9 protein-coding genes and 1 pseudogene are annotated in these 12,861 nt (G+C 52.5%); 8 read left to right on the forward strand and 2 right to left on the reverse strand.

From position 1 onward, the window contains the following. Positions 1–189: 189 nt before the first annotated feature. Complete coding sequence (tkt, locus tag FY206_RS20410) at positions 190–2,181, reverse strand: transketolase (protein ID WP_032643305.1); 1,992 nt, start codon at positions 2,179–2,181, stop codon at positions 190–192. Between the two features lie 272 nt (positions 2,182–2,453). Between tkt and loiP the strand changes: the two genes are divergently transcribed. Then, positions 2,454–3,212, forward strand: coding sequence for a metalloprotease LoiP (loiP, locus tag FY206_RS20420; protein ID WP_032643307.1), 759 nt, complete (start codon positions 2,454–2,456; stop codon positions 3,210–3,212). A 209-nt stretch (positions 3,213–3,421) separates the two neighbouring features. Next, on the forward strand, positions 3,422–4,690 hold the full coding sequence (locus FY206_RS20425) for an OprD family outer membrane porin (protein ID WP_032643309.1): 1,269 nt from the start codon (positions 3,422–3,424) through the stop codon (positions 4,688–4,690). Between the two features lie 51 nt (positions 4,691–4,741). On the opposite strand, the gene speB is transcribed toward FY206_RS20425, so the two are convergent. Continuing rightward, a complete protein-coding gene (gene speB / locus FY206_RS20430) occupies positions 4,742–5,662 on the reverse strand; it encodes an agmatinase (protein WP_014071686.1) in 921 nt (306 codons plus the stop codon). 448 nt (positions 5,663–6,110) lie between these two features. On the opposite strand from speB, the gene FY206_RS20435 reads away from it, so the two are divergent. From FY206_RS20435 to FY206_RS20455, 6 genes and pseudogenes are all read left to right on the forward strand, one after another. Beyond that, positions 6,111–6,671, forward strand: a complete 561-nt coding sequence (locus FY206_RS20435; protein WP_045890319.1) for a fimbrial protein — start codon at positions 6,111–6,113, stop codon at positions 6,669–6,671. Between the two features lie 93 nt (positions 6,672–6,764). Beyond that, positions 6,765–7,469: a fimbrial biogenesis chaperone gene (locus FY206_RS20440; RefSeq protein WP_229267809.1), complete on the forward strand. Its 705-nt coding sequence runs from the start codon at positions 6,765–6,767 to the stop codon at positions 7,467–7,469. Positions 7,470–7,642: 173 nt separating this feature from the next. Then, positions 7,643–9,717: pseudogene (locus FY206_RS20445) on the forward strand (fimbria/pilus outer membrane usher protein); the annotation flags it as partial. 63 nt (positions 9,718–9,780) lie between these two features. Next, positions 9,781–10,083: a FimD/PapC C-terminal domain-containing protein gene (locus tag FY206_RS25665; RefSeq protein WP_229267817.1), complete on the forward strand. Its 303-nt coding sequence runs from the start codon at positions 9,781–9,783 to the stop codon at positions 10,081–10,083. Positions 10,084–10,089: 6 nt separating this feature from the next. Next, on the forward strand, positions 10,090–11,100 hold the full coding sequence (locus FY206_RS20450) for a fimbrial protein (protein WP_032643316.1): 1,011 nt from the start codon (positions 10,090–10,092) through the stop codon (positions 11,098–11,100). Positions 11,101–11,216: 116 nt separating this feature from the next. Next, positions 11,217–12,851, forward strand: a complete 1,635-nt coding sequence (locus tag FY206_RS20455; protein ID WP_229267811.1) for a ShlB/FhaC/HecB family hemolysin secretion/activation protein — start codon at positions 11,217–11,219, stop codon at positions 12,849–12,851. Positions 12,852–12,861 lie beyond the last annotated feature (10 nt).

Here is a 12,861-nt window from a genome sequence, read left to right on the forward strand (position 1 = left end):
CAAGAATAAGCGAATCGGGGAATAAAAGGAATGTCTGTCCAGATGAATAAGCGAGCTATATGACTTGCGTCACATTTTCGGTGGAATAGTGTCTACAAAAAAGCCGGGTGGCGCGCTAGCGCTTACCCGGCCTACTTTCGTGCCATTTGTAGGCCCGATAAGCGTAAGCGCCACCGGGCAAAACGGCAATTACAGCAGTTCTTTCGCTTTCGCGACAACGTTCTCAACGGTGAAGCCGAACTCTTCGAACAGCTGCTCTGCCGGAGCAGACTCACCGAAGGTGGTCATGCCGACGATAGCGCCGTTCAGGCCCACGTACTTGAACCAGTAGTCAGCGATACCCGCCTCCACTGCCACGCGAGCGGAAACCGCTTTAGGCAGCACGGATTCACGGTAAGCGGCATCCTGCTTGTCGAACGCGTCGGTAGACGGCATGGAGACCACGCGCGCCTTCACGCCTTCAGCAGTCAGTTTTTCCCATGCGGCAACCGCCAGCTCAACTTCAGAACCGGTAGCGATGAAGATCAGCTCAGGCTGGCCCGCGCAATCTTTCAGCACGTAACCACCGCGAGCGATGTTCGCCAGCTGCTCAGACGTACGCTCCTGCTGCGCCAGGTTCTGACGGGAGAGGATCAGCGCGGTTGGACCGTCCTGACGCTCAACGCCGTATTTCCACGCCACCGCGGATTCAACCTGGTCACATGGACGCCATGTGCTCATGTTCGGGGTCACGCGCAGGGAAGCCACCTGCTCTACCGGCTGGTGAGTTGGGCCGTCTTCGCCCAGACCGATGGAGTCGTGGGTGTAGACCATCACCTGACGCTGCTTCATCAGCGCCGCCATACGCACGGCGTTACGGGCATATTCGACGAACATCAGGAAGGTAGAGGTGTACGGCAGGAAACCGCCGTGCAGGGAGATACCGTTGGCAATCGCGGTCATACCGAATTCACGCACACCGTAATGGATGTAGTTACCGGCAGTGTCTTCGTTGATTGGCTTAGAACCAGACCACAGGGTCAGGTTAGATGGCGCCAGGTCAGCGGAGCCGCCCAGGAATTCCGGAAGCCATGGGCCGAACGCTTCAATCGCATTCTGAGACGCTTTACGGCTCGCGATTTTAGACGGGTTAGCCTGCAGCTTGGCGATGAACTCGTTCGCTTTCGCGTCGAAGTCAGACGGCATGTCACCTTTCATACGACGGGTGAATTCAGCCGCTTCCTGCGGGAAGGCTTTCGCATAGGCAGCGAACTTCTCGTTCCATGCCGCTTCTTTCGCCTGGCCTACTTCTTTTGCATCCCACTGAGCGTAGATCTCAGACGGGATTTCGAATGCAGGGTGTTTCCAGCCCAGCGCTTCGCGGGTCAGTGCGATTTCCGCATCGCCCAATGGCGCACCGTGGGAGTCGTGCGTACCCGCTTTGTTCGGCGAACCGAAGCCGATGATGGTTTTGCACATCAGCAGGGACGGTTTGTCCGTCACCGCGCGCGCTTCTTCCACTGCACGTTTAATCGAGTCAGCATCGTGGCCATCAACGCCGCGCACAACGTGCCAGCCGTAGGCTTCGAAACGTGCTGCGGTGTCGTCGGTGAACCAGCCTTCAACGTGACCGTCGATGGAGATGCCGTTGTCGTCATAGAACGCCACCAGTTTACCCAGCTTCAGGGTACCTGCCAGGGAGCACACTTCGTGAGAAATGCCTTCCATCATGCAGCCATCGCCCATGAACGCGTAGGTGAAGTGGTCAACGATGTCGTGACCAGGACGGTTGAACTGCGCCGCCAGGGTCTTCTCAGCGATCGCCATACCCACGGCGTTCGCAATACCCTGACCCAGCGGGCCAGTGGTGGTTTCTACACCAGCGGTGTAGCCCACTTCCGGGTGACCTGGAGTTTTGGAGTGCAGCTGACGGAAGTTTTTCAGCTCTTCGATAGGCAGATCGTAGCCGGTGAGGTGCAGCAGGCTATAGATCAGCATAGAGCCGTGGCCGTTGGACAGCACGAAGCGGTCGCGGTCAGCCCATGCCGGGTTCTGCGGGTTATGGTTCAGGAAATCACGCCACAGGACTTCGGCGATATCAGCCATACCCATAGGGGCCCCTGGGTGGCCGGATTTGGCTTTCTGTACTGCGTCCATGCTCAGCGCACGAATAGCATTAGCAAGCTCTTTACGTGAGGACATTTTAACTCCAGATCGGACTGTTAAAGGCCATGCCCTTGACGACAGCGCGTTTTGGGCTACGCCGGAAAAAAGTGCCAACAATGTAACCCAAGCCGCAAGTCATGTACATGGAGCATTCTTTTGCTTGTTAAGAAATCTCTGGATCATGCTCGCATGTTGCGCAATCTGCTCGCCCGGCCCTGTGGATATTCCTTATACTTAGCCCGACACCGGCTTCGCTGACGGTGCACTTTTCAGATTTTATTCAGATTAACGAGTACGGAAGCAACCTCATGAAAATGCGTGCAATAGTGCTGGCCCTGGGTACAACGCTCCTGCTGAGCGGCTGTCAGAATATGGATTCTAACGGTCTGATGACGTCTGGCGCAGAAGCCTTTCAGGCCTACTCCCTGAGCGACGCGCAGGTGAAAGCGCTGAGCGACCAGGCCTGTAAAGATATGGATGGAAAAGCCACGCTTGCGCCGGCTGACAGTACCTACACGCAGCGTCTGAATAAGATTGCTTCCGCGCTGGGCGATAACATCAACGGCCAGCCGGTGAACTACAAGGTGTACATGGCGAAAGACGTGAACGCCTTCGCGATGGCGAACGGCTGTATTCGCGTTTACAGCGGGCTGATGGACATGATGACCGACAACGAAGTGGAAGCGGTCATCGGCCATGAAATGGGCCACGTTGCACTGGGCCACGTGAAGAAAGGGATGCAGGTTGCTTTGGGGACCAATGCCATCCGCGCTGCGGCAGCCTCGGCGGGCGGTATCGTTGGCAGCCTGTCGCAGTCACAGCTTGGCGACGTGGGCGAAAAGCTGGTTAACTCCCAGTTCTCCCAGCGTCAGGAGTCCGAGGCGGATGACTACTCCTACGATCTGTTGCGCAAACGCGGCATCAATCCATCCGGTTTAGCCACCAGCTTCGAAAAACTGGCCAAGCTGGAAGCGGGACGCCAAAGCTCCATGTTTGACGATCACCCAGCTTCAGAAGCGCGCGCACAGCATATTCGCGACCGTATGGCCGCAGACGGAATTAAATAATTTTAGAGGGAGGCAGTTTTGCCTCCTTTTTATTTCGCATGAATTGTTAACTTAACAGCACGTATCGATAACACCGCTGAAAGCCGCGCCAAATCTGCCCTTTCACATTGAAACGTCTGGTCACATAATTATTGCAAAGGTCACTTTTTCCGGTAATTATCACCCCCGCAGTTATTCAATTAATATATCCAGACAGAGACGTTCCCTCCGTGAAAAAAGAATTATCATTAATTGCCTTAAGCTTATTTGCCGCCTTACCTGCCGCTGCAAGCCAGCAATCCGACAGCCAGGGTTTTATTGACGACAGCCATCTGGATCTGTTTTTACGCAATGCCTATATCAGCCGCGACTACCATCAGGGCCAGCAGGACAAAGCCGAGTGGGGCCAGGGGATTATCGCCACGTTTGCATCCGGCTACACCGAAGGGCCTGTGGGCTTTGGCCTGGACGGTATTGCTCAATACGGCGTGCGCCTGGACGGCGGCCGTGGCAAAAGCGGCGCAGGCGGCATCGACTTCTTCAAACAGGAAGGCGATGGCCGGGCCAAATCCGATTTAGCGAAATTTGGCGCAACCGCCAAAATGCGTATCTCGAATACCGTGCTGAGCTACGGCAACCAGCGTCCTGAGCTGCCTATCGTGAATGCCGACAGCTCCCGCCTGCTGTTTGAAAGCTACACCGGCACTATGTTGACCTCAAAAGAGATCGACGGTCTGGAAATCAACGCCGGTTACTTCACCGACGAGCAGCGTAAAAGCGATGACCGCCACGACAGCGGGCTGAAGAGCCTCTCCTTCGGCGGCGCGAGCTACCAGTTCAACGATCAGTTCAGCGGCGCGCTGTACGCCTCGCATAACGAAGAGGTGATGAACAAGCAGTACCTGGGCATGAACTTCAGGCAGCCGTTCAGCACCGGGCAGCAGCTCGTACTCGACTTCAACGGCTATAACTCCCGCCTGGACCAGGGTTACGCTGACAGCCTCGACACGGGCCGCAGCAACACCATCTGGAGCCTGGCGGCGAGCTACATCTGGGATATTCATACGTTCAAAGTGGCCTACCAGCAGAGCAGCGGCAGCACCGGCTATAACTACGGCGGCTATCGCGACAAGGGCGGCGTGGGTGACGGCGGTAACACCATCTGGCTGGCGAACTCCTACTGGTCTGATTTTAACGGCGAGGATGAACGCTCCTGGCAGGCATCCTACGGTCTGGACTTTGGCGGCCTTGGCCTGCCGGGCCTGAGCTGGACCACCGCCTACGTGCGCGGCGACAACATCAAAACCTCTGAAACCAGCAACGGTAAAGAGCACGAGTGGTTCAACCAGATCCAATACCAGGTGCAGGATGGCCCGGCAAAAGATCTGAAGCTGAAACTGCGCTACTCCGTGCTGCGCGTTTCCAGCAACGCCAGCGAGTACAACGTGGGTGGAGACGAGATCCGCGCCTACGTGGAATACCCGTTTAACGTGTTCTAAAGGCAATAAAAAACCTCTCCTGAGAGAGGTTTTTTTCACGCCTGGCGAGGCTTATTCGCCTTTTTTGGCTGCCTGAATGTAGAGCATTTCCAGTGCCAGGGTCGCTGCGGCCAGCGCGGTGATCTCGGACTGATCGTAGGCAGGCGCCACTTCCACCACGTCCATCCCGACAATGTTCAGATCCTTCAGGCCGCGCACCAGCTTAATGGCGCGATCGGAGGTCAGGCCGCCGATCACCGGCGTACCGGTTCCCGGTGCAAAGGCAGGATCCAGGCAGTCGATGTCGAACGTCAGGTACACCGGCATATCGCCGACGATCTGCTTCACCTGCGCGATAATGTCATCAACGCCGCGATCGTTAACCTGGCCCGCATCCAGCACGGTGAAACCGTTGTCTTTGTCGAACTCGGTACGAATGCCAATCTGCACGGAGTGGTTCGGGTCGATCAGACCTTCGTTCGGCGCGGTGAAGAACATGGTGCCGTGGTCGAATTCGCAGCCGTTCGCGTAGGTGTCGGTATGCGCATCGAAGTGTACCAGCGCCATTTTGCCGAAGTGCTTCGCGTGGGCGCGCAGCAGCGGCAGGGTCACGAAGTGGTCACCGCCGAAGGAGAGCATGCGCTTACCGGCAGCCAGCAGCTTCTCGGCGTGCGCCTGCAGCTTCTCGCTCATCTCACGCGCGTCGCCAAAGGCATACACCAGGTCGCCGCAGTCAACCACGTTCAGGCGCTCGCGCATGTCGAAGTTCCACGGGAAGCGGTTGTGCTCCCATGCCAGGTTGGTAGAAACCTGACGGATCGCCGCCGGGCCATGACGACCACCCGCGCGGCCTGACGTTGCCATGTCGAACGGCACGCCGGTGATCACCCAGTCAGCGTCGCTGTCGTAGGGCTGGAAGTTCATCGGAAGGCGTAAAAAACCAAACGCGTTAGATACCAGAGAGTTGTCGTACTGATGACCTAAAGTGCTCATGTCCTGTCCTCGTATCATAGATAGACGATCGTTGCTAAAGGTGAAAAAAAATCCCTTCCGCGTCGTTAAGCCCGACGAGGAAGGGATCGTTTCATATCGTAATGGTGTATGGCGCTAAGAATAGCGCCTGAATCCATTAAATTCAAGCGACTCATAAATACAAATTATATAGCCAACCCTTACCATTCATCGAATAAAACAATAGCCATAAAAATATTATAATCTTTACATTATTAATATTTTTCAGATGAATATTTAAATACTCCCGTTACGGGCTCACCCCTCGGAATTCAAGAGTAAAACTTTTCCATAACACATTCATACATACATAAACAGCATGTGATTATCCGAATTCGGATTTTATTTAGTTTTAGCGTGTGGTTTTCTCTTTTTTTGCTCCCTACAATCCTGACGCTTTATTAAAATTTATTTCTAAATGGAATTATCTATGAACAAATATTTAAAAATTGGCCTTTTTACCATTCTGGCGGGAGCGGGTTCTGCAGCAGCGGCAGAAGATGGCACGATTACCTTTGACGGTACTATCAGTGACGCAACCTGTACTATTACAGGCGGTGACGCACAGGGTGAATCCACCTCTCCTGATTTCACCGTGCATCTGCCAAGCGTCAGCACCACCGCGCTGGCAGCAGCTGGTCAACGCGCGGGTGACACGCCATTCTTCATTAAACTGAGCGGTGCAAATTGCACCAACAACAAAGTCGCCAGCGTCTTCTTCGAACTGGCACAGAGCACCAATATCAACGCCACCACCGGTAACCTGAGAAACACCGCCACGACGGGCGGTGCCGATAAAGTTGAAATCGGCCTGTTAGATTCCAGCAAAGCGGCTATGAACCTGAACACCGTAAACAACAGCCCGAAAACAGCGACCATTACAGGTAATACCGCTCGCTTCGACTACTGGGCGCAATACGTTGCCACCGGCGGTGCGGCTACGGCCGGTAAAGTCACCACTGACGTCGTTTATTCCATTAGGTACCAGTAATACCTCTAAGCAGTGGGATTTATCCCACTGCTTTCCCTGCCACATTTAGGAACGTTGAGTCTGATGGTTAGTAATATTTTCAAAGTGATGTTAATGGTGACATTGACGTGGTTCCCCTGCGCCAACGCCACTATACAAATTTTATCAACTCGCGTGGCATTCAATGCAAACGAGAGTGAACAAACCGTTCGCGTGAATAACCTCAGCAAAAACCCGGAGCTGGTACAGGTATGGCTTTCCAGCACCGATAAAACCGATGGAACGGAGAAGGAGAACCTTCCGTTCTTTATCAACCCTCCCGCTGCGCGCGTTAACGGTCAAAAAGGGAAAGTTTTCCGTATCTTCCAGACAGCGGAAGCCGCAGGAAAATACCCGAAAGATCGCGAAACGCTGCTCTGGCTAAACGTGCTGGATATTCCGCCAGAACTGCCTGAAGAGGCGGATCAGAACCAGATAAAAATGGCGTTCCGCACAATGATCAAATTTTTCTATCGCCCAGCGGGCCTGAAGGGCAATCCCATGCAGGCGGGCGACGATCTGAAGTGGGAATTGCGTAAAGCGGCAAAAGGCTACGACGTGGTGGGAACCAATAACTCACCTTTCCACGTGAGTATGACCAGCGTATGGCTGACGAATGCCGAGAATAAAGACATCGAGATCCCTGGCGACATGATTGTCCCTTATGGAACGCTGGTTTATCACTTTCCGCAGGTCAGCGCAGTGAGCGGACGCGGCATATTTAAATACAACTATATCACTGATTTAGGCGCATATATTAAGCGCACTTATAACTTTTAACATTTTACACGTTCTACCTTTGGGAAGGTTAAATGTCCGCACGCCATAATAAATACAGGCTTCTCAAAAAAGCGAAAAGTACCCTTGGCCAGATCATTATTCTGGCATTGTGCGTTTCAGGCCAGGCTAACGCCGAAGCAGAGAAAAAAGCGGTAAACTTTTCTCGCGGCTTTATGAATTTCTATAATAGTGGGTTAGACCTTAGCCAGTTTGACGGGGTAGATAAAATCCAGCCCGGAGATTACAAACTGGAAGTATTTAGCAACCTGCGGAAATTAGGCATCTGGCCCATTTCATTTATTCCGGCAAAAAATAAGCAGGGCGTAAACGCCTGCATGACGCCGGAAATGATTATCCGCTTTGACGTCGACACCCGCAAACTGCCGGAAAACTGGAAGACGGGCCGCTGCCTGATCCTTGAAACGCTTGTGCCCGGCGCAACCGTGACCTACAACCAGGATGATGAGCGTCTGGACGTCACCGTCCCGCAGGCGATGCTGCTTAATACGCCGGAAGGATACATCAGCCCTGAGTTATGGGACGACGGTGAACCTACCCTCATGGCCTCCTATGCGCTGAGTGGTTCAAGCACGCGCAACCGTGAGTTGGGCGAAACCAGCAACTATCTCTTTGGTAACCTGCAAACGGCGATGACCCTCGGGGCGTGGCGTTTCGTGACCTATGACACCCTGAACCTCGGCAACGATATTGACAATGAGGGGGTCGATCATCTGCAGGCATTTGCCAGTCGGGGGATTGCAGCATTGCAGTCTGAAGTGGTGTTGGGCGATCTCAACACCAGCGGGGAGATGTTTGATACAACGGCCATTCGCGGCGCAAAGCTTGCCACCGACGATCGCATGCTGCCGGACTCCGTGCGCTACTACGCGCCTGTTGTACGGGGTTTTGCCAACAGCAACGCCACGGTCACCATCAAGCAGTCCGGCAGCACCCTCTTCGAAAAAGTGGTGCCGCCGGGTGAGTTTGCCATCAGCGATCTCTATGCAACAGGCTACAACGGCGATCTGGAGGTCACCGTCAAAGAGACGGATGGCACCATCAACACCTTTACGGTCCCCTACTCCAGCGTTCCGCAGCTACTGCGCGAAGGCTACTTCCGCTATTCGCTCTCGTCGGGGGAAATGCGTAATACGTATCTTGCCGATGCGCCATGGATGACCGAGGGCACACTTCAGTACGGTCTGCTTAATAATCTGACGGGTTACGTGGGTGCGCAAACCGCGTTTGATGGCGACTACAACGCCCTGCTGGGTGGTGTGGCCATCAATACCCCGCTCGGGGCATTAGGTCTGGACGTTACCCGCTCTTATACGAACTTTAATAAAGACATGGGGAGCGATGACTGCAGTTCACTGTGTGACATGTCCCTGCGTATCAGTCTTGCTAAAACCTTTCAGAAACCGGTACAAACTTCAGCCTGGTAGGTTACCGCTACTCCAGTAAAGATTACTACTCGCTGGCGGATGCCGTCAGCGTGAAGCAGGCGCTGGAGCACGGTAACGACCGATATTTACCCGAGCGCTACCGTGAACGCCTGGAAGCAAACATCAACCAGATACTGCCTGCGGGCTGGGGAAGTTTTTACGTCAGTGGTTTCATCGGCAACATCTGGAACGATGAACTGGGCCGCACGGAAAAATCCAACTACGCGCTGGGATACAATAACCGGTTTGGCACGTCGACCTGGGGTATTTCACTTGGCCGAACCAATAATGAAGACGGTGGTCATGACGATACGATCTACCTGAGCGTATCCATGCCGCTTGGCCATCGTTATGAAAAACAGGCCCGCCTGGGAGCGAACCTTAGCTACAACAGCGATGAGACCACCATTCGCACCTCGCTCAGCGGCTCGGCCGGCGAGCGTTCACAGTATGGTTTCAGCGGCTACTTCAGTGAGTCCAGCAGGCCGGAAACCAACTTCGGTACCAACCTTTCTTACGTGGGCGATAGCGCTTCCGGCGGCGTCGCGTTCAGCCAGTCCCTCCACAGCTTCATGGGTGGTCTGAATATGAACGGTGGCGTGGTTGTGCATCGTGGCGGCATCAATTTGACCCCAACGTTAGGCGACACCATTGGCGTAATCGAGGCCAAAGGCGCTGAAGGGGCAAGAGTTTACCCTGATTCAAATGCTGTCATTAAAGATAACGGCTACGGCATTGTCGGCTATCTGACGCCTTACCGATACAACGATGTCTTCATTGACCCAAAAGGTACATCAATGAGCGTCGACGTCGAGGATACGCGTAAGAGCATTGTGCCCACCGCGGGTGCCGCCGTGCATATCAAAATGGAAACGCTGCAGAAGCAACAGACCTTTGTGCGCTTTACACATGCCTCCGGGCAGAAGATCCCCTTCGGCGCATCCATTACCGACGGTAGCGACGCCACGCTCGGTATGGTCGGCCAGGGTGGCCTGGCAATGTTGACCTTGCCTGAATCTGGCAAGCCGATCGTTATTAAATGGAATAGCAATAAGGTGATGAATACGTGCTCAGCAGAGGTCAATCACCTTTCTGATAACAGAAAAAACCGCAATATGAATAAAGCCACCTCCTTTGATGCAATAGATATTATCTGCAAAGGCCTTTAAGAGAAAATGAATAAATACATTACGACTCCGCTTTATCTCCTTATATTATCATTATTATGGATATTTAGCCTTGAAGTAAAAGCCTCAGCGTGCACAATCGACGGCGTGGAAAAGGTGTTAAATATCACAGACAACATTACGCTGAACCCTGCGGATAAAGGCTCCGCAGGAACGGTATTATGGTCTAAAACCTATACCGCACCTAACATCAAATATAGCTGTGATGAATCAACGCAAACGCAGTGGCACACTGCATACAGCCGAAATTATCTCTCTACCTCGATAGATAAAGTCTATGCAACCGAAATCCCGGGGATTGGTATTCGGATGAAATGGCCAGCCAATACCGGAAACACCTGGGTACCGGGTAACTCCGGTTCTCCTGTGACCTGTAGTCCGAGCTGTTCGATCGATAACAGCACGGTGCTACTGGAGTTTGTTCAGACTGGCACCATTAATCAGGGTGAACCCGAGATCCCTGCCGGTGAAATGGTTAACGTAAAAGTCAAACCTTTGCTCTCGCAAGAGGATGAGCTTCGTATTCTTACTATCAATTTATCAGTACCGATTAAAGTGAATACGCGTTCATGTTCCATTTATCCCTCGTCGACAAACGTTAATTTAGGGACCTACAGTATTGCCTCATTCCAGAACACGCAAAATTACCAGGGCGATAAAAAAGACTTTTCTATTACCATCACTTGCCCGGAACAGGAACAGGTTGGCTTAACTCTCTCTTCTCTGATCGGGACAAAATTTGCTTCATCGAGTGGTCTTTTGGGTGTTGAGACCGGCGAAGGCTACGCCCAAAACTTCGCGATTATGGTTTACGAAAAATCGAGCCCTTATATCTCAACGCCCCTTTTTCTTGGGAAAGAAATTGTTTTTCCGGTTTCATCCCGAGTAACGAAAAACTATCAGGCTCAGATATTCGTTCCTGCAGAAGTTAATCGTGAGAATTCATTAAGCGCTGGCAGGGTGGTCGGCGCAATTCAATACACCATGGCTATAAAATAATTATCAAGGAGAGATTCGTGCTTCAGCGTTTTTCAAAATATGCGATTTTATCAGTGCCGTTCATTCCTGTGGCTCACGCTACGGTGGCACTTCCGGGTCAGCAAAATAAACAGGAAATGGATCGTCTCGAAAGACAAACCAGCCAGGTATTAATAGAAGAAGCCAAGCGGACAGAACGGTTAATCCAGCAACAAAAAAAATTGCGTGAAGCCGGAGAAGAAACCCTGACCAGCAGCGACTCGAGCTGGCGCTTTCAGATCAATCATATCATTATTCTTGATGATGTCCTGTTTGACGGTTCGCCACTGCGTCAGGCGATTATCGATCGCTATGAAGGCAAAATGCTCGGCAGAACAGAAATATTTGAACTGGTTAAAGAGCTGACGGATTTTTATATTTCTCGCGGTTATGCCACAACGCTGATTGGTATTGAGCCAGGAAATATCAAAACGGGTACGCTCTCTCTACGGGTGCTGTGGGGAAAAATAAACGATCTTAAGGTTAACGGGCATGAACCGTCTCTCCGTGAACGCACGCGCCTGTTCACTGCCTACCCCTTTGCGAAAGACAAGATTCTGAACATGCAGGATATCGATCAGATGGTCGAAAACCTGCTGCGCGTTTATCCCAAAGACAATATTGATATTCAGCCGTCGATTGTAAACAGCTATTCCGATCTTAATCTGCTGCACGAGCCTGAGCTCCCCCTTTCCGTCGCCGCAGGCCTTAACAACTCTGGCATTAAGGCTGACGGCTGGCAGCAGTATTATGGCAGCGTAACCGCTAAAAACATTGCCGGTATCAATGATATTTTCAACGTATATTATTCATGGAATAACCTGAAAAATAACCAGGATAATCAGGATTCGTGGTCAACGAGTTACAGCATCCCACTGGGTTACTGGTCATTCGACGCGCTTTATTACAAATCCAGCTACGATAAAACCCTTGCCGGCAATAACGCCAGCTACGCGTCTGACGGAGATTCAGACCGCGCTTCACTGCGTATCAGCCGCATGCTGGGCCGTAACGCCACGGGTAAAACCAGCTGGTGGGCAAAAGTTGAAAGACGTAACAGCAATAACAGCATTGAAAACCACCGTATAGACGTCAGCTCTAAAACCTATACCGCGATTTCGTCAGGCGCAACGTGGGTCGGCGCCCTGATGAACGGCTGGTTCTATGGCGATGTGGGCGTGACGGCAGCGGTTCCCTGGTTCGGTTCTGCCTGGAAAAACGATGCCGATCTCAAAGGTTTTGACCTTGATTACGTCAAGTACAACGGCATTGCCAGCTGGACGCGTCCGCTTTTTCAGGCTGGCCGTCTGGGTGGCGTCTATGAACTCAACGCCGGGTTCCAGTACACCCCGCACGTCCTGGTCAGCGATGCCAAATTAACGCTGGGCGATGAATTCACCGTGCGCGGATTTAAAGATGATAGCCTGCTGGTTGATAGCGGCGGCTGGATCGCCAATACGCTGCAGTTTCCTTTTGATATAGGCATCGGCGGTATTTATCAGCTTATTCCCTATTTAGGTTATGACCTGGGCTTTGCCAAAGATAATTGCCCTAAAGGCGTCAACGTATGTGACAGCCAATTCATGATGGGTGGCTCGGTCGGAGTTAAAGCTACCGGTAGCCATTTCTCAACATATGTCCTCGCGGGCTGGCCTATAAAAAAACCAGATTCACTGGAAGAGAATACCGTCGATAACACGGTCGTTTATTACAAGATGGAAGTAACTTTCTAATTTAAGGAAT

The sequence above is a fragment of the Enterobacter chengduensis genome (assembly GCF_001984825.2).
GTDB lineage: Bacteria > Pseudomonadota > Gammaproteobacteria > Enterobacterales > Enterobacteriaceae > Enterobacter > Enterobacter chengduensis.

Coding starts and splice junctions, on each gene's coding strand:
- tkt (WP_032643305.1), bottom strand. CDS start 2,181: ATGTCCTCACGTAAAGAGCTTGCTAATGCTATTCGTGCGCTGAGCATG.
- loiP (WP_032643307.1), top strand. CDS start 2,454: ATGAAAATGCGTGCAATAGTGCTGGCCCTGGGTACAACGCTCCTGCTG.
- speB (WP_014071686.1), bottom strand. CDS start 5,662: ATGAGCACTTTAGGTCATCAGTACGACAACTCTCTGGTATCTAACGCG.
- FY206_RS20435 (WP_045890319.1), top strand. CDS start 6,111: ATGAACAAATATTTAAAAATTGGCCTTTTTACCATTCTGGCGGGAGCG.
- FY206_RS20440 (WP_229267809.1), top strand. CDS start 6,765: ATGGTGACATTGACGTGGTTCCCCTGCGCCAACGCCACTATACAAATT.
- FY206_RS25665 (WP_229267817.1), top strand. CDS start 9,781: ATGGAAACGCTGCAGAAGCAACAGACCTTTGTGCGCTTTACACATGCC.
- FY206_RS20450 (WP_032643316.1), top strand. CDS start 10,090: ATGAATAAATACATTACGACTCCGCTTTATCTCCTTATATTATCATTA.
- FY206_RS20455 (WP_229267811.1), top strand. CDS start 11,217: ATGGATCGTCTCGAAAGACAAACCAGCCAGGTATTAATAGAAGAAGCC.